This is a genomic window from Streptomyces sp. NPDC052023, from assembly GCF_044548465.1.
Lineage (GTDB): Bacteria > Actinomycetota > Actinomycetes > Streptomycetales > Streptomycetaceae > Streptomyces.
On the sequence record NZ_JBIUBW010000002.1, the window covers coordinates 134,362 to 152,447 of the forward strand.

16 protein-coding genes are annotated in these 18,086 nt (G+C 69.2%); 6 read left to right on the forward strand and 10 right to left on the reverse strand.

From position 1 onward, the window contains the following. Positions 1 to 33 precede the first annotated feature (33 nt). Positions 34 to 504 (forward strand): PPOX class F420-dependent oxidoreductase, encoded by a 471-nt coding sequence (locus ACIHCM_RS04725; RefSeq protein WP_399889075.1) that lies wholly within the window; start codon positions 34 to 36, stop codon positions 502 to 504. 207 nt (positions 505 to 711) lie between these two features. Here ACIHCM_RS04725 and ACIHCM_RS04730 read toward each other — a convergent pair whose 3' ends face one another. The 7 genes from ACIHCM_RS04730 to ACIHCM_RS04760 form a co-directional block, all read right to left on the reverse strand. Further along, the gene (locus ACIHCM_RS04730; RefSeq protein WP_399889078.1) at positions 712 to 1,473 is read right to left on the reverse strand and encodes a TetR/AcrR family transcriptional regulator; all 762 of its coding nucleotides are present in this window, start codon (positions 1,471 to 1,473) and stop codon (positions 712 to 714) included. A 129-nt stretch (positions 1,474 to 1,602) separates the two neighbouring features. After that, entirely contained in the window at positions 1,603 to 3,105 is a 1,503-nt protein-coding gene (locus tag ACIHCM_RS04735; RefSeq protein WP_399889081.1) for an MFS transporter, read from the reverse strand. A gap of 58 nt (positions 3,106 to 3,163) precedes the next feature. Then, positions 3,164 to 5,317 (reverse strand): ArnT family glycosyltransferase, encoded by a 2,154-nt coding sequence (locus tag ACIHCM_RS04740; protein ID WP_399889084.1) that lies wholly within the window; start codon positions 5,315 to 5,317, stop codon positions 3,164 to 3,166. Beyond that, a complete protein-coding gene (locus ACIHCM_RS04745; protein WP_399889087.1) occupies positions 5,314 to 6,714 on the reverse strand; it encodes a glycosyltransferase in 1,401 nt (466 codons plus the stop codon). The genes ACIHCM_RS04740 and ACIHCM_RS04745 overlap by 4 nt, the downstream gene beginning before the upstream one ends. A gap of 883 nt (positions 6,715 to 7,597) precedes the next feature. Then, a complete protein-coding gene (locus ACIHCM_RS04750; protein WP_399889090.1) occupies positions 7,598 to 9,223 on the reverse strand; it encodes a sensor histidine kinase in 1,626 nt (541 codons plus the stop codon). Further along, positions 9,220 to 9,960: a response regulator transcription factor gene (locus ACIHCM_RS04755; protein WP_399889093.1), complete on the reverse strand. Its 741-nt coding sequence runs from the start codon at positions 9,958 to 9,960 to the stop codon at positions 9,220 to 9,222. Before ACIHCM_RS04755 ends, ACIHCM_RS04750 begins: the two co-directional genes overlap by 4 nt. Before the next feature lie 120 nt (positions 9,961 to 10,080). Continuing rightward, complete coding sequence (locus ACIHCM_RS04760) at positions 10,081 to 10,980, reverse strand: DUF2797 domain-containing protein (protein ID WP_399889096.1); 900 nt, start codon at positions 10,978 to 10,980, stop codon at positions 10,081 to 10,083. A gap of 100 nt (positions 10,981 to 11,080) precedes the next feature. On the opposite strand from ACIHCM_RS04760, the gene ACIHCM_RS04765 reads away from it, so the two are divergent. Next, positions 11,081 to 11,446, forward strand: coding sequence for a DoxX family protein (locus ACIHCM_RS04765; protein ID WP_399889099.1), 366 nt, complete (start codon positions 11,081 to 11,083; stop codon positions 11,444 to 11,446). A 73-nt stretch (positions 11,447 to 11,519) separates the two neighbouring features. Then, a complete protein-coding gene (locus ACIHCM_RS04770; RefSeq protein ID WP_399889102.1) occupies positions 11,520 to 12,185 on the forward strand; it encodes a 1,4-alpha-glucan branching protein in 666 nt (221 codons plus the stop codon). A gap of 148 nt (positions 12,186 to 12,333) precedes the next feature. Here the strand turns inward: ACIHCM_RS04770 and ACIHCM_RS04775 are convergent, their stop codons facing one another. Beyond that, on the reverse strand, positions 12,334 to 12,726 hold the full coding sequence (locus ACIHCM_RS04775) for a hypothetical protein (RefSeq protein WP_399889105.1): 393 nt from the start codon (positions 12,724 to 12,726) through the stop codon (positions 12,334 to 12,336). 597 nt (positions 12,727 to 13,323) lie between these two features. Here ACIHCM_RS04775 and ACIHCM_RS04780 point away from each other — a divergent pair. Both ACIHCM_RS04780 and ACIHCM_RS04785 read left to right on the forward strand, forming a co-directional pair. After that, positions 13,324 to 13,884, forward strand: coding sequence for a hypothetical protein (locus ACIHCM_RS04780; RefSeq protein ID WP_399889108.1), 561 nt, complete (start codon positions 13,324 to 13,326; stop codon positions 13,882 to 13,884). 378 nt (positions 13,885 to 14,262) lie between these two features. Then, positions 14,263 to 14,778, forward strand: a complete 516-nt coding sequence (locus ACIHCM_RS04785; RefSeq protein ID WP_399889110.1) for a hypothetical protein — start codon at positions 14,263 to 14,265, stop codon at positions 14,776 to 14,778. A gap of 139 nt (positions 14,779 to 14,917) precedes the next feature. Here ACIHCM_RS04785 and ACIHCM_RS04790 read toward each other — a convergent pair whose 3' ends face one another. Then, on the reverse strand, positions 14,918 to 15,760 hold the full coding sequence (locus ACIHCM_RS04790) for a DUF4231 domain-containing protein (RefSeq protein WP_399889113.1): 843 nt from the start codon (positions 15,758 to 15,760) through the stop codon (positions 14,918 to 14,920). Between the two features lie 391 nt (positions 15,761 to 16,151). On the opposite strand from ACIHCM_RS04790, the gene ACIHCM_RS04795 reads away from it, so the two are divergent. After that, complete coding sequence (locus ACIHCM_RS04795) at positions 16,152 to 16,685, forward strand: NUDIX hydrolase (protein WP_399889116.1); 534 nt, start codon at positions 16,152 to 16,154, stop codon at positions 16,683 to 16,685. Here the strand turns inward: ACIHCM_RS04795 and ACIHCM_RS04800 are convergent. Then, positions 16,663 to 18,003: a hypothetical protein gene (locus tag ACIHCM_RS04800; protein WP_399889118.1), complete on the reverse strand. Its 1,341-nt coding sequence runs from the start codon at positions 18,001 to 18,003 to the stop codon at positions 16,663 to 16,665. The two genes, ACIHCM_RS04795 and ACIHCM_RS04800, sit on opposite strands and share 23 nt — an antisense overlap. Positions 18,004 to 18,086: the final 83 nt, after the last annotated feature.

Genomic DNA, 18,086 nt, shown 5'->3' on the forward strand with positions numbered 1-18,086 from the left:
TCGATGGACCCCGCCGCCCCTAGGCTGCCGTCCATGGCACCGAACATCGCGACCAGCACCCGCGTCTCGCTCGACGAGCTCCTGGACTTCGTACGTCCCCGCCATCACGCCCTGCTGCTCACCCGCCGCGCCGACGGCGGCCCCCAGGCGTCGCCGCTGACCTGCGGGGTCGACGACTCGGGCCGGATCGTCGTGTCCACCTACCCGGAGCGGGCCAAGACCCGCAACGCCAAGCGGGACCCCCGCGTCAGCCTCGTCGTCCTCAGCGACGACTGGAACGGGCCCTGGGTCCAGATCGACGGCACCGCCGAGGTGATCGACACCCCCGACTCCGTGGAACCGCTCGTCGAGTACTACCGGAACATCGCCGGGGAGCACCCGGACTGGGCCGAGTACCGCCGGGCCATGGTGAAGCAGGGCAAGTCGATCATCAGGGTGACGCCGCAGCGGTGGGGCCCGGTGGCGACCGGGGGATTCCCGGCGCGGCTGGTCGAAGGCGACTGAGGACTCCCCGCACGCGCGGAACCCCGGGTGTTCACCCGACTCCCCTGCAACCAGGGCGGCTCGGCCGGACTGGTCGCCACGGCAACGAGAGGGGGCGGCTGCACATCCTCCCGGGCACGGCGGCCGGCCCGACGGGCACCGGCTCCGTCCTGCTCACCGGGCAGTACCCCGCGGCCGACAGGGGCGTATGCGCAGACGGTGGGCCGGTCAGCCGCGTTCGACCATGGCCTCGATGCCGGCCACCAGAAGGTCCAGGGCGAAGACGAAGTCCCGGTCCATCATCTCCGCGACCGTGTCGCCCCCGCGGGCCGCCATGAGACTCTTGGACTCCTCGACGACCTCGGCGGTCTCCGGCACGTCGGTCACCGAACTCATGGCCTCCTGGAAATATTCGTCCGGGGTCATACCGGTCTCCGCGGCGCGGGCGAAGAAGTGGCCCTCGATCGTGCCGTAGCCGTAGACGAACTGGAAGACCGCCGAGATGGCGCCCGTCACGCCGTGCGCCGGGAGCCCGGTCCTGCGCATCACCCGCTGGACGACACGGTGGAAGGCGAGGTGATGCGGCCCGATGTTGAGGTACGTCCCCGCGAGCGGCGACAGCCAGGGGTGGCGCACCAGCAGCGCCCGGTACTCGGTGGCCAGTGCCCGCAGTTGGTCGCGCCAGTCCCCGGCGGTGTCCGGGTCGGGCAGCCGCAGCTCGCCGAAGGCGGCGTCCAGGGCGAGTTCGAGGAGGTCGTCCTTGGTGTCGACGTACCAGTAGACGGACATCGCGGTGACGTTCAGCTCGGTGGCCAGGCGCCGCATCGAGAACTTGGCGAGGCCCTCGGCGTCGAGCAGCCGCACGGTCACCTCGGTGATCCGCCGGCGGTCGAGGCCCGACGGCTGAGCGCTCCGGCCGCCGCTGCGGCGCGTCTTCTCCTCCAGCCAGACGCTGGTCCGCGCCGCCCGCCCCGCCGCTGCCTTCGCCATGGCGCACCTTCCTCGACAGTGGGTTCTGATCACAAGGCTAGGCCTCGACGCCCGGCAGGGGGCGTGGGGAACCGCCCGCGCCACGTCCTGTGGCCGGTACCCGCCACAGGGACAGCGCCCCTGGAGTTCTCAGGCGTCCGCCCGTTCCGCCCGCTTCAGCAACGCGGCCGCCAGGAACCCGCCCAGCAGCACGGCCACCGAACCGACCAGCAGGCTGGTCCGCAGCCCGGAGGAGAACGCCTCGGTGATCTCCTGCCGCTCCGCGGACGACCCCGCCGAGGCCAGCGCGGCCGGCAGCGACGTCGCGGCCACCGGAATCAGCGCCACGAACCGGGAGTTGAGCACGGCGCCGAGCACGGCGACGCCCAGGCCGTTGCCGAACTCCGCCAGCGTGCCGTTGATCCCGGCGCCCATACCGGCCTTGGCGGGCGGAATCGCGCTCATGATGGCGTGCGCCATCGCGGGGTTGGCGATCGCGCAGCCCACGCCGATCAGCACCAGCCCGAGCAGCGTCCCGGTGTACCCCTCGGAGGCCAGCGTCGCGATCGACACCAGCCCGCCCGACATCATCACCATGCCGAGCCCGATGGAGACCGGCGTGCCGAGCCGCACCATCCACTTCGCCGACAGCCCTGAGAAGTTGAGCAGCACCACGACGAGGGCGAGCGGCGCCGTCCGCAGGCCGGCCTCCAGCGGCTCGTACCCGAGCACGAACTGCAGATGCTGGGTGAGCAGGAACAGCGCGCCGCCCATCCCGAAGGTGATCAGCACCGCGCCCGCCACCGCGCCCGTGAACCGCTGGTCGCGGAAGAAGTGCAGATCCAGCATCGGGTACGGGATCCTGCTCTCCCACCAGCCGAACAGCGCGAGGACGACCACCGCGACGCCTGAGGCGGCCAGCACCTGGCCGGACGTCCACCCGTGCTCAGGACCGGAGATGATCGCGAACACGAGCGAGCCCATGCCGATCGTGGAGAGCAACGCGCCGAGCAGGTCGGGCCGGTCACCCTGCGGGTTCTTCGACTCGGGCACCAGCGCCACCACCGCGACCAGGCCGATCGCCACGACCGGCAGATTGACCAGGAAGATCGCGCCCCACCAGAAGTGGTCGAGCATGAATCCGCCGATCAGCGGGCCGGTCGCGAAGCCCAGCGCGTTGACGGCGCTCCAGATACCGATCGCCTTCGGGTGCTCCTCGGGCGCGAAGATCTGCATCGCCACGGCGAGCGTGGTGGTCAGCAGCAGCGCACCGCCGACGCCCATCCCGGCCCGCGCGGCGATCAGCTGCCCGCTGGTGTCCGCGACCCCGGCCACCAGCGAGCCGATGCCGAACAGCGTCAGACCGGCGAGCAGCATCTTCTTGCGGCCGTAACGGTCGGCCGCGCTGCCCGCGCTGAGCAGCAGGCCCGACTGCACGAGGGAGTAGGCGTTGATCATCCACTGGATGTCGGAGGTGGCGGCGTCCAGCTCCTGGGTGAGGGAGGGGATCGCCACGTTCAGCACGGTGTTGTCCAGCAGCACGGTGAGCTGTGCGAGACAGATGACACCGAGGATCAGCCAGCGCTGCGGGTGACCGGTCGGGACCGGCCCGGGGATCCGCTCCGCGGCCTGCGCAGGGGGGGTCGTCGACATGCTGTACACCGTAGAACAGATCCTGTACGCCGTACAAGGCGAGGCCTTCTGGCAGGAGTCAGCTCGCTCGCTGCGTCAGGTCGTAGAACGTGGCCGAACCCACCGTCACCTCCTTGAAGTTCTCCTCCACCCAGGAGGTGATCTGTGACGACGTGCCGTTCGAGGCGCCGCCCATGCCGCCACCGCCACCGCCCGCGACGAAGTAGTGGATCTTTCCGTCCGCCACGTACTGCTGGAACCGGGACAGCGTCGGCGCCGGGTCGGTGCCGTTGAAGCCGCCGATCGCCATCACCGGCTCCCCGGTGGCGAGTTGGTAGCTCGCGGCGCTCTGGGCACCGACGGCGGCGGCGACCCAGGTGTAGTCACCGGCGTTCTTCTCCAGCAGCTCCTTTGCCTCGCCGGTGACGTCGGCGCCGTTCAGGAGGCCACCGGCTCCGCCCGTACCGCCGGCGCCCTCGCGGGAGCCGCCGCCGGGGAAGGTGCCGCCCTGCTGGTTCGGGGCGTTCCCGCCCTGCGGGCTCTGGCCGGTGACGCCGCCGGTGCCGCCGGCCGGGGGCGCACCCGTGCCGCCGTCCTGGCCCGGCCCGCCCTGGCCCTGCTGGTTCTGCCCCGGCTGGTTCTGCCCCTGCCGGCCCTGGTTCTGGCCGCCGCCCGGGAAGCCGCCCCCGCCGGGACCGCCGCCCATGCCGCCCCGTACGGAAGGACCCGCCGTCACGATCGAGCCGGTGTGACCCTCGCCCAGCGTCGTGACCGTGTACGCGGCCGGACCGGCGAGCCCGGTCAGGACGCTCAACGCCGTGACACCGAGGGCGAGCCGGCGCCCGAGACGCTCGGCGAACACCAGCCCCAGCGCGGCGGCGAGCCCGCCCACCAGCACGACCCACTTCAGCCAGGCGTAGGAGCCGGTGGAGCGGTTCAGCAGGACGTACCCCCAGGCCGCGGTGGCCGTCGTCGCGGTGGCGAGTGTCAGCGAGACCCAGATCCGGCGGCGCTCCCGCCACAGCAGGGCCGCACCCATGCCGATCAGCGGGGCGATGTAAGGGGCCAGGGCGACGGTGTAGTACTCGTGGAAGATGCCCTGCATGAAGCTGAAGACCACCATGGTGATCAGCAGCGAGCCGCCCCACAGCAGAAAGGCGGCGCGGGTGGTGTCCGTGCGCCGTAGCCCGCGTGTCAGGACCAGGGCCGCCACCAGCAGGATCAGTGCCGCCGGGAGCAACCACGAGATCTGGCCTCCGACGGCCGGGCCGAACATCCGGTCCCAGCCGGTCTCACCCCAGCCACCGCCCTGACCGCCGCCACGGCCGCCGCCGACGCTGCCGGTCTCCTCGCCGTTGATCCGCCCGAGGCCGTTGTAGCCGAACGTCAGCTCAAGGAAGGAGTTGTTCTGCGAGCCGCCGACGTACGGACGCGAGGACGCCGGCCACAGCTCGACGACCGCCACCCACCAGCCGCCCGCGACCACCATCGCGAGCCCGGCGAGCAGCACCTGCCCGATCCGCCTGCGCAGGGCCGTCGGCGCGAGGGCGATGTACACCAGCGCGAGCACCGGCAGGATCAGGAAGGCCTGGAGCGTCTTCACGAGGAAGGCGAGCCCGACCGCGGCCCCGGCCCACATCAGCCACTTGGTCCGCGCCTCCTCCAGCGCGCGCAGGGTGCAGTGGACGGCGGTGGCCATCAGCAGGGCGAGCGCGGCGTCGGGGTTGTTGAAGCGGAACATGAGCGCGGCCACCGGCGTCAGCGCGAAGACCGCCACGGTGAGCAGCCCGGCAGCGGCGGAGAACCCGCGGCGCACGGACCCGTACAGCACACCCGCCGTCGCCACCGCCATCAGCACCTGCGGAAACAGGATCGCGAACGAGTTGAGCCCGAGGAGCCGCACGGACAGCGCCATCGGCCACAGCGAGGCCGGGGGCTTGTCGACGGTGATCGCGTTCGCCGCGTCCAGCGAGCCGAAGAAGAACGCCTTCCACGACTGGCTGCCGGCCTGAACCGCCGCCGAGTAGAAGGAGTTGGCGTATCCGGAGGCGGTGAGGTTCCAGGTGTACAGCGCGCCGACGGCGAGCAGTGCGGCGAGGAAGGCGGGGCGGACCCAGCGGGGGTCCTCGGGGCGGCCGCGCCAGAGCCGCCGTACGAAGGGCTGCCCGGGTGCGGCGGACCCGGCCGCCGCCGGCGTACCGGACGGCGGGGGCAGCACGGTGGTGGTCGTCATCGCAGGTCCCCCTGACGGGCGTCGTGCGGGGGCACCGGCTGCGGTCGCAGGGTGGCGTCCCCCCAGGTGGCGCGGTCCGGGGCGGCGCCGGCGCGGACCGGATGGGTGGTGTACGGATACGCCGGGCCGCTCGCTGCGACGGCCCTCGTGCGCCGCTCCCGGCGCTCCGGGAACACCCAGGCCCGCAGGAGCAGGAAGCGCAGCACGGTCGCGGCGAGATTGGCGACGATCAGGACGGCCAGCTCGGTGGAGTGGGCGGGGCCGGCCGTCGCGGTGTTCAGTGCGGCGAGCGAGCCGCTGGTGAGCACGAGACCGATGCCGAAGACGACCAGGCCCTGCGCCTGGTGCCGGACAGCTCCGGCGCGTCCGCGCACCCCGAAGGTGAGCCGGCGGTTGGCGGCCGTGTTGGCGACCGCGGAGACCAGCAGGGCGAGCGCGTTGGCGGCCTGCGCCCCGGTGAAGCCGCGGAAGACCGAGTAGAGCAGCAGGTAGAAGAGGGTGGACAGGCCGCCCACGGCACAGAATCCGAGCAGCTGCCGGGCCAGTCCCATGGGTACGCCGGTCAGTTCGCGGTCCCGCGGGTCGTCGCCGAACGGCCGGGTCAGCCGGTCCAGCGGCAGCGAACCGGTGGCCAGAGCCCTGCCCACCCGCCAGACACCCTTGAGGTCGTCGGTCGCCGTCCGCACGATGCGCACGCTGGAGTCGGGGTCGTCGACCCAGTCGACCGGCACCTCGTGGATGCGCAGTCCCGCCCGCTCGGCGAGCACCAGCATCTCGGTGTCGAAGAACCATCCGGTGTCCTCGACAAGCGGCAGCAGCACCTGGGCGACCTCGCGCCTGATCGCCTTGAAGCCGCACTGGGCGTCGGAGAAGCGGGCCTGGAGCGAGCCGCGCAGGATGAGGTTGTAGGAGCGGGAGACGAACTCCCGCCCGGCGCCGCGCACCACCCGTGAGGTGCGGGCGAGCCGGGAGCCGATCGCCAGGTCGGAGTGGCCCGAGATCAACGGTGCGACCAGCGGAAGCAGCGCGTTGAGGTCGGTCGACAGGTCGACGTCCATGTAGGCGAGGACCGGCGCGTCGGAGGCCGACCAGACGGCACGCAGCGCGCGCCCGCGGCCCTTCTGCTCCAGCCGGACGGCCCTCACCTCCGCGAGCCGGGCATCGAGCCGCGCGGACACCTGCGGGGTGGTGTCGGTCGAGGCGTTGTCCGCGATGGTGATGCGGAAGGGGTAGGGGAAGGTCCGCGTCAGGTGCTCGTGCAGCCGGAGCACACACGGCTGGAGGTCCTTCTCCTCGTTGAAGACGGGAATCACCACGTCCAGGACAGGTGCACCGGCGTCTGTGGCCGGGAGGTGCTCCCGCGCCGGCAGGGCGCCGGGAGAAGAGTCGGTTCGCATGCACCCGACCCTCCTCAAGCCCCCTGTCGCACCCGTGTGGTGGCGCTGTGGCACGGCTGTGAGTCCACCGTCTGCGGTACGGCGCGGAGTGGGCAGGGGTGGGGAGGTGGTGCGGGGCGAGCGCGCGCTGCGCGGCGGTGGCGGGGTACGGGGCGAGCGCGCGCTGCGCGGCGGTGGCGGGATGCGGGGCGAGCGGCAACCGGGTGGGACCGGGCTGCGCGCCCCCCGGGACGGGGGCCGGGGCGAGCGGGTCCGGACGTGCGGCCGGGCTGCGCGGCGTGAGGAGGGCTGCGGGGGGGCTGCGCGTCGGGGACGGGGGCCGGGGTGAGCGGGTCCGGACGTGCGGCCGGGCTGCGCGGCGTGAGGAGGGCTGCCGGGGGGCGCGCGCTGGGCGCCGGGTACGGGCCGCTGAGCGGGGCCGGTTGCGTCGGCGAGCGTGGTCTGCTGGGCAGGGTCCGATCGCGCCGGCGAGCGAGCCCGGGCTGCTGAGCGGAGCGGGGCGTCGGGGCAGGAGGCCGGGTTACCGGGCGGGACCGGTTTGACCGGGTGAACCGGGTGCTCCGAGGCAGGGCAAGGCTACGGAGCGAGCACGGGCAACGATGCGGGTCCCGGCTGCGACGCGGGCACGGGCTCCGAGGCGACACCGGGCCCGAGGGCAAGGCCCATCCCCGGATAAGGCGGGGGCACAGAGCTGCGGCGAGCACGGGCTCCGAAGCAGGGCCCACCTTCGAGGCGAGACCGGGCACCGGGCCGAGACCGGGCACCGGGCCGAGACCGGGCACCGGGCCGAGACCGGGCACCACCCGGCGGGACTTGGCTGCGACGCGCGCACGGGCTCCGAGGTGGCACCAGGCCCGACCGGCAAGGCTGACCTCAAGCCCGCTTACAGGGCGAGGCCGGGCTGCGGGGCGAGCACCGGCTCCGACGTGAGTCCGGGCCCCAGGGCGGGGCCGGGACGCGGGCCGGGTGTGGGCAGGAGCAGTGTGAACACGGTCCGTCCGGGCGCGCTGTCCACCCTCACGGCACCGCCGTGCGCGGCCGCGACGGCCTGTACGATCGCGAGCCCCAGGCCGGTCGAACCGGTCGCCCGGGAGCGGGCGGAGTCGCCGCGCGCGAACCGTTCGAAGACGTGCGGGAGCAGCTCGGGCGGGATGCCCGGCCCGTCGTCCCGGACGTCCACGCACACCCACGGCCCGCTCCTGTGGACCCGCGCGGTGACGGTCGTACCGGCCGGCGTGTGGGTACGCGCGTTGGCGAGCAGATTGACCAGCACCTGCTGCAGCCGGGCTGCGTCCGCCGGCACCTGCGCGGGTTCGTCGGGCAGGTCGAGCCGCCAGATGTGGTCCGGCCCCGCGGCCCGGGCGTCGCTGACCGTGTCCACGACGAGCGGTACGAGGTCGGTCTGCTCGAACCGCAGCGGCCGGCCGGCGTCCAGGCGGGCGAGCAGCAGGAGGTCCTCGACGAGCAGGGTCATCCGGCCCGCCTCGGACTCGATCCGGCCCAGCGCGTGCCGGGTGTCCGGCCCGACCTGCTCCCGCCCCCGCCGGGTCAGCTCGGCGTACCCGCGGATGGAGGCGAGGGGCGTGCGCAGCTCATGACTGGCGTCCGCGACGAACTGCCGTACCCGCGTCTCGCTGCGCTGCCGTGCGTGCAGCGCGGCGTGCACATGGTCGAGCATGCGGTTGAGCGCGGCGCCGACCTGTCCCACCTCGGTCCGTGGGTCGGTCTCGGACTCGGGGACCCGCTCGCTGAGGTTGACCTCGCCGGTGTGCAGGGGGAGTTCGGAGACCCGGGTCGCGGTGGCGGCGACCTTGCGCAGGGGGCGCGTGGCGACGCCGACGATGACGGCGCCGGCCAGCGAGGCGGCGATCAGGCCGGCGGCGGTGACGCTGATCTCCACGAGGATCAGCGTCCGGATGGTGCTGGTGACGTCGGCGGTGGAGATGGCCACGTAGTAGCCGGTGCCGTCGGCGGCGGTACGGTACTCGACGCGGTACCCGCCCAGCCCCGGGATGTCCACGGTGTGCCTGCGGCCGTCCTGGGCCACGGAGTTGAGCACCTCGATCTGGGCGGCGCTCGGCGTCCCGGCACTCATCTGGTACGTGTCGGTCTTCTCGCCGACCTTGGCGTCTGTGATCGTGCCGCCGTGCACCTCGGCCGCGATCGTGCCGCTCGGCTGCGGGCCGCGCGTGACGAACTCGGCGAGGTCGGTCCTGAGCTGTCCCTGGCTCCCCTGACTCCCCTGACTCCCCTGACTCCCCTGGACACCGTCGCCGTCGGGCTTGCCGCCGGGCGGCCTTCCCACCGCCCGGGCCATGGCCTCACCGAGCCGGCCGTCCAGCTGGTCGTACAGATGCGACCGCAGCGCGAGCGTCGTCACCGACCCGATCACCGCGCACACCACCGCGATCAGCACCACCGACGCGACGACGAGCCGGGTCCGCAGGGTGCGCGGCCTGCCCTCCCGCCCCGCGCGCCCGCGTGTGCGCGGCTGTCGCCGCCGGGTCATGAAGCGGCGGGCTTGATCAGGTAACCGGCCCCGCGCCGGGTGTGGATCATCGGCTCCCGCCCGGCGTCGATCTTCCGCCGCAGATACGAGATGTACAGCTCGACGACGTTGGCCTGTCCGCCGAAGTCGTACGACCACACGCGGTCGAGGATCTGCGCCTTGCTGAGTACGCGCCGCGGATTGCGCATGAGGAAGCGCAGCAGCTCGAACTCGGTGGCCGTGAGGTGGATGCCCTGGCCCGCCCGCGTCACCTCGTGGCTGTCCTCGTCGAGGGTGAGGTCGCCGACGACGAGCACGGACTCGGAGCGGCGGTCGGCGGCTCCGGAGCGCCGGATCAGGCCGCGCAGCCGTGCGACGACCTCTTCGAGCGAGAACGGCTTGGTGACGTAGTCGTCGCCACCGGCGGTGAGCCCGGCGATGCGGTCCTCGACGGCGTCCTTGGCGGTCAGGAACAGCACCGGCACATCCGGCAGCTCCCGCCGCAGCCGGCCGAGCACGGCCAGCCCGTCCATGTCCGGCAACATCATGTCGAGCACGACCGCGTCCGGCCGGAACTCCCGGGCGGTCCGTACGGCGCCCTGGCCGTCGCCCGCGCTGCGTATCTGCCAGCCCTCGTAGCGCAGGGCCATGGACAGCAGCTCGGTGATCGACATCTCGTCGTCCACCACGAGCACCCGGACGGGGCTCCCGTCCGGCCTCAGCAGTTCGGTGCGCCCCTGGGGCGAGATCGTGGTCATGCTGGACACCTTGGCGGCCGGCTCTGAGAGCGTCCTTTCGGCAACCTGTGATTTCCCTGAGAAACGCACAGTGAGGTGACAGCGGCCACCGGGAAGGTCCTCAGGAGCCCGGTGGGGGGATCAGAACAAGCCGTCCTGAAGGACCTCCGCCTGCGGAAACCCACGCACAGGAAGGGAGAGGGCACCCGCCTGCCCCACGGAGGACCCCGCCCCGGCACGCGACGCGATCAACTCCCACCCGCTCATGAGCCGCGTGTCCAGCACCACGACGCGCAGGCCGACGTCGAGATGGAGGTCGGGCCCGGCGGCGGCCACCAGCTCGCCGCTGACCACACCACCGGCGACGAGCTCACCCACCTCCCCGACGGCACCCGGCGCCCCCGCCAGCCCGAACGCCCGCACCTGATCGACGGCCCGGAACGGCCTGCGCTCCAGCGACTCCGGCCACGCGGCGAGGGCGAGGGCCGCGCCGTGCAACTCCGCGATCTCGGCCGCGCGCTCCGCCTCGGTCGGGGGCAACCCGGCCCGCACGGCCCGCTTGGCGGCGTACGGAATCCGGTCAGGCACCCGCAGGGCCGCCCGCAGCATCTCCTCGGCCCGCCGCGCGGCCATCAGGGGGCCCGCACCCAGCCAGCTGAAACAGACGGCCCCCTGTTCCAGCAGCCGGGCCTGACCTCGCTCGACGGCGGTGATCCCGACCTTCACCATCCCGGGCCCGAACCACGCCAGATACACGTGATAGGCCCGCGGATCGTCGGGGACGGCGTCGGCGGCCACGGAATGCGCCCGGTCCAGCCGAGCACACTCCTCGCACCTCGCCCCCGTACTCCGCCCCGCCACCACGGCCCCCATGGGGCACGCGTGCCCCCGAGCCCCGACGCACGTCCGGACACCCCCTTCCGCCACCGCGAAGGCCACTCGCTTCCCCCAGCTCAGCGCGCTGCGCCGGCCCCCGCTCCACGCCAGCACGGGCCCGCCGCCCACCCAGCGCAGCCCCGAGCACTTCCACACGTCCGCCATCGACATCCGAGCGTAGGCGGAGCCACTGACAACGCCTTCCGGTCACCTCTGCCCCACCCGAACCGTCACCCCGGTAACCGACCGACCCGCAGGAGCCGACATGTCCACCCCCTATCTCCCCTACCTGGTAGTCACCCTCCTCACCGCCACTGCCACCGCCGGCGCGGCCGTCGCCAATCTGAGCGGCCACGCCTACCCCAGAACCCAGGCGGACCGCCTCGGTATCCCCCACTCCTGGATCCGTCCCCTGGGCACACTCCTGGCGGCGGCCGCGTTCGGCCTCCTGACCGGCCTGGCCGTCCCCCCACTCGGCACCGTCGCCGCGGCGGGCCTCGTGCTGTACTTCCTGGCCGCCCTCGGCGCGCACCTGAAGGTCCACGACATCCAACTGGGTCCCTGGTCCGCGTACTTCACGCTGTCCCTGGCGACACTGCTGCTGAACGTCACGTACCAGGCCACTCGATGAAGTGGCTCGCTGCCGGCGTCCCGCGGATGGGAAGGTGTGCGGAGCGCACCCGCCCACGGAGGAGAACCTCGGCATGGCAGTCATCCACCGCACCGACCTCAAGCCGGCCAAGCTGGAACTGCTCGCCTCCTGGCTGCCCTCCCGGCCGTGGTACTCCGGCGGCACGGGCGGACCCGAACTGGCCAAGGCAGGCGGCTTCCGGCTGGACGACCCCCGGGGTGAGGTCGGCATCGAGTTCATGGTCGTGACCGACACCTCCGGCACGCAGCCGGCCGGCTACCTGGTTCCCCTGACCTACCGAGGCGCCCCGCTCGACGAGGCCGGGCACGCCCTCGTCGGCACCATGGAGCACGGGGTGCTGGGACGGCGCTGGGCCTACGACGGCTGCCACGACCCGGTGATGGTCGCCCAGTTGCTGGCCCTGCTCGAAGGCCAGGTCGAGGCCCAGGACCAGAACGCCAGCGACACCCCCGACCGCGAGGTAGCCCGCTCCTGCACCGGTGGCGGCCTTGCCCCCACGGACTTCACCACCGCCGCGACCGACGACCACGAAGGCACCGAGCTGCCCGCCCCGCACGGCACGACATTCCGCCTGCACCGTCTGCTGCGCCCCGCCCCGGACGACGCGCCTCTCCTCCCCCCGAACGCGATCGGCCACGTCGCCGGCTCCTGGCACCTGCCGGACGGCACCCGCACACGAGGACTGTTCGCCACCCTGCACACCACCCCTCGCGCCTAGCCGCACTCGGCCGTCCGCCCACTGCGTCTCGGCCGATGGTCCACCGGGGTCCGGCGTGGACCGCTGCTGTTCGGCCTCGCCGGTGTCAACTATTGCTGCCGGCCGCCGCACTCGGTCTCGGCAAGGGAGCCGCGCCGTGGGGCACGCATCACTTCGGCGTCGCGTCTTCGCAGCTCTCCGAAACCTCCACCACCTCGAAGACCACCGGGTACGCGGTGATCTGCTGGTTCGGGCCGGGCTGGGAGTCGCAGATCTTCCACGCGGCGGGGTCATCCACCGCGCGCCCCCGTCCGCTCGCGTCCTTGAAGACCATGTCGAGTTCGGAGCTCATCTGCTCGTACGCCCGCCCGGCATTGCCGCCGATGACATCGGGCATGACGGCTGCGACGGGCTCGGGGGCTGCCGAACGAAGCGTCTCGGCGGCGCCCGAGCTGGCCGGGGTGCTCGCCGAGACGGCCGGCACGGATGACGATCCGCAGGCAGCGACCGACGCCAGGAAAGTGACGGCAAGGGCGGTTCTCAGAAGCTTGATGACGGCCATGTCATGTTCCCCCAGCGTGACGGCAGTTCCGAACAGTACCCATCCGATATCAAGCCCTGGTCGATGGTCGCGGCAGAGCGTTTCCCCGCCGATTCAACGCCGAAGGCCCCGGATCTCTCCGGGGCCTTCGATCTGTGTGCACTCGGCAGGATTCGAACCTGCAACCTTCTGATCCGTAGGATCGGGCAGGGTGTCGTGCCAGCCGCCGACAGCCTCTGACCCCGATCGCCCAGGTTGGCGATCGAGTGCGAGCGTGTGCCGTCGTTGCCGTCAGGACTGCCGTCAAATCGACGCATCACGCCATCGCCGAGTGCTCGCCTCCACCTCGGTCCCGGCAAAGCTGTTCGTTCCAACCCACTGGCGAGGTAGCAGCGCGACTGCCGGCCGGAGTGCCATGCGCAACCCCTGCCATCGTCCAGACAAGCCGAGCAGACGAGCCCACGGGCGTCCAGGTCGCTCATACAGAGGCGCGCTCCAACTGGACGCCAGGAACCACAACTGCTTCGCGGGGTATGGATCAACGGGAGACAGGTGCGGGCTGCCGAGGGCGTTGGGTGATGAAAAAAGTCAGCGCGGAGGCAGCATGGGGACGAAGATATGGCGATGACGACCGGCCAGGGAGAGTCCCCCCACAAACGGGCAATGCATGAGCTGCTTGGGCAAATGGTGTCCATGGCCGCCTACCTGGAGATGCGCCTCCAGATGCTTGCAAAGTGTCTCGTAGATACGCCGTATGCAGCTCACTGGATCAACGGCGAGAACAGCAGCAGGGTGATCAAGCTCATCGGTGATGTCGCCAAGGAACATCCGGCAGTGTCACCCAGCCGCCTTGAAGAACTACAGGTGACCCTCAAGGAATGCACGATCCTCCTCAACAGAAGGCATGGTTACGTCCACGGAGTTTGGTCAGTGGACGGTTCGAATCCGGCTGGATCAGAGGCTTGGCAGACCATGCGCTTCACGCGAGGCAAGCAGGCTCCAACCTTCGCTCCTCTTTCCATCGACGACCTGGCAGATCTTATTCACGGACTCGACCGAGCCTTGTCGTTGGTCATGACTTGGATGGTCGAGCACATCAACCATCGGGTTCAAACGAGCGTCGAGACCAGCGTTGGCGATTCGGGCGAAGCACCAACGGAGCGTGCTCCTAGCGAGTGATCACATCCTTACTCGCCGCCCACTTCAGAACGACTCCACCGATGGTGACTGGAATGGGTGGATGACACCCACAGACACGGATGCGGACTGAGACGGCCCTTAGCGACTGCTTCGACGCGACACATTAGCCTGTTGAGGGCGGTTCACTCCCCTGGGTTTGGCACGAGCGTAGAAAGAATGAGAATGAGCAGCAGGGACGATTTTACCGCCGCTACCAAAAAGGCCGTAGCGAACAGGGCCGGGAATCGGTGCAGCAATCCCACATGCCGACTTCTCACCAATAGGCCAGACCCGGTACACATCGACAAATTTCTCAATCTTGGAGTGGCTTCCCACATCCGAGCTGCAAGCCCCGGAGGGCCACGCTACGACGCCGACATGTCCACCGAACAGCGCAAGTCACCGGAGAATGCACTTTGGTTGTGCCTTAGTTGCTCGAAAGTGATCGATGCTTCTCCGGCAGCTTTCACCGTCGACGGGCTCCTTGCCTGGAAAAAGAACGCAGAGATGCTGGCTGCGAGGGATTCCAAAGTCACGGCCGATCACGTGGGAACTCTCCTCGTAGAGATAGAGGCCGCACGCATGGATCTAATTCGCTTCTGTTCATACTGGCAAGCCGCCGACCCTTCAAACGAGTGGCCCTCTGAATTCACCTTCAACGAAATGACCGAGAGGATACTTAAACACTCCACTCTCCGAAGGGCCGCCTATCATGAAGAAATCGCTCCACGGGTTTCCAGAATGATTTCTGTTGCGCAAACAATTCTCGGACCCGACAGTGATGAAGTGGCCAGCCTGGCACACATATTCACATATGCCGAAACCAACTACCTGTCAATGCTCAATTGCGCAAAAGCTCTGCAGAGGGTCGCAGACGTGCTCGCTATGCGCTAGGCTAGGCCAACCGTACAGCCGTCGACAGTCGCCTCTGGAACGAACCTCCCAGCCAGGGCGACTCCGGCTCTGGTCCAACTGTCAGGGACTCGGCGGTCTGCCTCATTGCATAAGCGGCGAACAGGGAAACGGTCCCGAGTTAAATAACCTGCTGCTGCCCTTGCTGCGGTTGATCAAGCTGCTGTTCACGCATCCTTTGTTCTGCGCGCAGCCTCTCTACAGTTGTCGCGAAGACCTCAAGGTTAACCTTCTCTTCGGGAGAATTGTAGGGAGCGATCCCCAACTCCAGCGCTGTAACATGCTGCTGGATACTGTCAGCAGTCTGTTGCAAATTGAACGCTCTCTCGCGCGGCTTAAAATACCCCGCAGCTCCCGTAGTGACCGTGACAGTGAAGCCTAAGCCAATAAGAACTCCCTTGGCTGGCTGCGGCGGATCGTACCAAGCCGTTACCGCCGAGATAGCCGCCGAGCTAATGAACAAAAGCCACTGCATCACCAAATGCATGCGCCGATAATGACGCGAATCCTGCCGCAGCCGAGAAATCTCCGAAGGGAGCTTCTCTTTGTAAGATGCTTGCCGATCTTCAGGTGGTGGTGTTCGCCGACGAATCTCAAGGACATGACGCTCCTCAGTCAAGGAGAGTTCGAGCTTGAGCTCCCTCAATGACTTCCCGGAATCCTTCCAATATTCACTGTCGAACTCCACGAGAAATTGCGCCGCAGAAGCCAAACCCAAGACGGCGATACCCGCAAAACAGATACCATTTACGGCCGACGGTGTATCACCATGCAGCCACACAAAAATCTTCAACCCAGCCCATGACAGGGCAAGAATTACAAGCGCTACCGGGGTTCCGTACAGCCCTAGAATCTGAAGACGTCGGTTCTTTACCCTCTGAGTGAGGTTGGCAATTTCACGTCGATAGCCGATGATCTCGTCAGTTACGGTCCCATCATTCAGTGCATCTACCGAATTTGCCATGTTCATCCCCCGATTCGCGCAACTATGCTCGCTGACCTGTGAACTTAGACGGATCAGGAACCGTTTTCCGATGCGCGTCGAGGCCGAGACGTGTACATCCCCGCAGCGCAAGCCTCCACTTCCCCACCGGACGGGCAGTCGTCCAAGCCTGAGCGAAGATCGTACGGCGCGTTTCGGTGGAAGAGGGGCGAGTCCACGAACCTCAGCCAGCTGTTGGGTCCACGAGCGCCCTCGGGCTTAGCACTGCTCCTGAACTCGTCTCCCTGACACGCAGTGCTCGGAGGACGGAGTCTCTCCTGCATCTCGTCAATGTGACGCGAAAAGGGGGGAACATGCACCTCCCTGCGGCTCGGTCTGAGATCCTGGAGACCGATCGAGAGGGGCCGCAGGTATGGAGTGGAAGACCCACGGTGAGCGACAGGTCTACACCAACCCTTGGGTGAATCTGTGTCTGGTCGACGTCCAACAGCCTGACGGACGCAGGTGGGAGTACCACGTCGTCCGCCTCCGGCACCTGGCCGTTGCCGCCGTGGTCAATGACCGCCAGGAGGTCCTGATGATGTGGCGACACCGCTTCATCACGGACTCGTGGGCATGGGAACTGCCCATGGGCCTGGTCGAGGACGGCGAGACCCCGGAGGAAGCCGCTGCCCGCGAAGTCCTGGAAGAGACCGGTTACCGCCCCGGCCCCGTTAAGCCCCTGATCTACGCCGAGCCGGCCAACGGCATCACCGACTCGCAGCACCACGTCTTCCGCATCGACGGCGCCACCTACGCCGGTCCGCCCACGGAGAAGAACGAGTCCGACCGCATCGAGTGGATCCCCCTCTCAGAGGTGCGCGGGATGATAGACCGCCGCGAGGTCGTGAGCAGCGGATCGCTCGTCGGCCTGCTCTACCTGCTCATGGATGAAGCGATCCGCTGACCGGCGGGAGGAGTTCCCGTAGCCGCGCCTCGAAGGCAAGGGCTACGGGCTCCTGCCTGTGCGGGGCCAACTGTTCGTAGAACTCTCGCAAATGCCCTGACACCCGCTCGGAGGCCACGGCCGACGCGGGCTCCAAGGCTTGCGTGGCGGTGTGGCACGCCTGGTCAAGCTTGCCCTGGTCCAACTGCGTACGAGCCAGCCAGAACGAGTGAAACGCGCGGCCTCGCTGGTTCGTGTGGTGCTCCCGCCGCAGGGCATCGGCGATCAAGGGTTCGGCGGTTGCCGCTTCGCCCAGACGGCCATGGGCAATGCCCGTGTCCACGATGAGCTTCGGCTCGTCGAAGTAGGTCACCCATGAGGGGTCGGGATCGCTCGCCCCGATCTGCTCGAATTGGCTGTGCGCTTCTCCGATCGCCCGATGCGTGTCATCACGGTTGCCGAGGGTGGCGTGGGCGAAGGCTTCCCGCATGGCCAGCATCGACATAACGCGCGGCGTGCTGCCGAGTGCTGATCGAGCCTGGTCCTGGGCGGCGGTCACGAGTGCCAACGAGTCCGCAGGCTTGTCCTGGTAGGTCGCCTGCAAGCTCATGCAGGCGAGGACGTTGGCCATAAACTGCCGGTCGTCGATCTCCTTCGCCAGTTGCAGAGCCTCGGTGAAGTAGGCACGAGCCTGGTTGTACTGGCGGGCGTCGAAGTAGGTCCAGCCTGTCAGGCGTGCCAGCTCGGCCGCGATGCCGTACAGGCCGTTCTGAATCGACGGCGGTCGGCTCTCCTTCAAGATTCCGACGACATAACGGAGTTGGCCAACGATGGCGGGCCGTAGTGCTTCGCCACCGTGCTGGTCGTCCCGTCGCCAGTAGTCCTCGATCGAAGAGCGGAAAGCTTCAAGCGTGGCCTTGTTCAGACTGGTTCGCGTTGCCAGCGCCAAGATGCTGTCCACCTCAGGACCTGGCAGAGACGCGGGTAGCCGCTGCTCCGGCTCCGACAACTGGGGTGCCTCGCGCTCGTCGACCACGAGGGCCTGAGGCGTCTCCCACGCACGGCGGGCCAGCCCGAGCATGTCCCCTGGGATGCGCAAACCGTCCGAGATTCGCTCGATGACATCCATGTGCAGCAAGTGCCGGCGGCCTGAGATGACTTCGCCCACGCGGCTCGGCGTCAGGTCGCAACGCCTGGCAATCATCGACGGATAGATCCCCGCCCGGACCTTCACCAGCCGGAAGACTCTGGCGAAGTCCCGGACCCGACACGCATCGATCATCTCGGGATCGGTGAGCAGCCTGGCCGGCAGTTCCTGCGGCCGGTCCGGGTCGGGCATCGGCAAGCTCCCAAACTGCGAGGGCTACGCAACGTCGCTGGTTCTCTACTTCCCGCGATGTTACCCAAGTTGGGTAATCAGCC

Excerpts from the sequence above, each read along its gene's own strand:
- ACIHCM_RS04775 (WP_399889105.1), bottom strand. The coding sequence starts at position 12,726 with ATGGCCGTCATCAAGCTTCTGAGAACCGCCCTTGCCGTCACTTTCCTG.
- ACIHCM_RS04755 (WP_399889093.1), bottom strand. The coding sequence starts at position 9,960 with ATGACCACGATCTCGCCCCAGGGGCGCACCGAACTGCTGAGGCCGGAC.
- ACIHCM_RS04765 (WP_399889099.1), top strand. The coding sequence starts at position 11,081 with ATGTCCACCCCCTATCTCCCCTACCTGGTAGTCACCCTCCTCACCGCC.
- ACIHCM_RS04735 (WP_399889081.1), bottom strand. The coding sequence starts at position 3,105 with ATGTCGACGACCCCCCCTGCGCAGGCCGCGGAGCGGATCCCCGGGCCG.
- ACIHCM_RS04745 (WP_399889087.1), bottom strand. The coding sequence starts at position 6,714 with ATGCGAACCGACTCTTCTCCCGGCGCCCTGCCGGCGCGGGAGCACCTC.
- ACIHCM_RS04800 (WP_399889118.1), bottom strand. The coding sequence starts at position 18,003 with ATGCCCGACCCGGACCGGCCGCAGGAACTGCCGGCCAGGCTGCTCACC.
- ACIHCM_RS04725 (WP_399889075.1), top strand. The coding sequence starts at position 34 with ATGGCACCGAACATCGCGACCAGCACCCGCGTCTCGCTCGACGAGCTC.
- ACIHCM_RS04790 (WP_399889113.1), bottom strand. The coding sequence starts at position 15,760 with ATGGCAAATTCGGTAGATGCACTGAATGATGGGACCGTAACTGACGAG.
- ACIHCM_RS04740 (WP_399889084.1), bottom strand. The coding sequence starts at position 5,317 with ATGACGACCACCACCGTGCTGCCCCCGCCGTCCGGTACGCCGGCGGCG.
- ACIHCM_RS04785 (WP_399889110.1), top strand. The coding sequence starts at position 14,263 with ATGTCCACCGAACAGCGCAAGTCACCGGAGAATGCACTTTGGTTGTGC.
- ACIHCM_RS04795 (WP_399889116.1), top strand. The coding sequence starts at position 16,152 with ATGGAGTGGAAGACCCACGGTGAGCGACAGGTCTACACCAACCCTTGG.
- ACIHCM_RS04760 (WP_399889096.1), bottom strand. The coding sequence starts at position 10,980 with ATGGCGGACGTGTGGAAGTGCTCGGGGCTGCGCTGGGTGGGCGGCGGG.
- ACIHCM_RS04780 (WP_399889108.1), top strand. The coding sequence starts at position 13,324 with ATGGCGATGACGACCGGCCAGGGAGAGTCCCCCCACAAACGGGCAATG.
- ACIHCM_RS04770 (WP_399889102.1), top strand. The coding sequence starts at position 11,520 with ATGGCAGTCATCCACCGCACCGACCTCAAGCCGGCCAAGCTGGAACTG.
- ACIHCM_RS04730 (WP_399889078.1), bottom strand. The coding sequence starts at position 1,473 with ATGGCGAAGGCAGCGGCGGGGCGGGCGGCGCGGACCAGCGTCTGGCTG.
- ACIHCM_RS04750 (WP_399889090.1), bottom strand. The coding sequence starts at position 9,223 with ATGACCCGGCGGCGACAGCCGCGCACACGCGGGCGCGCGGGGCGGGAG.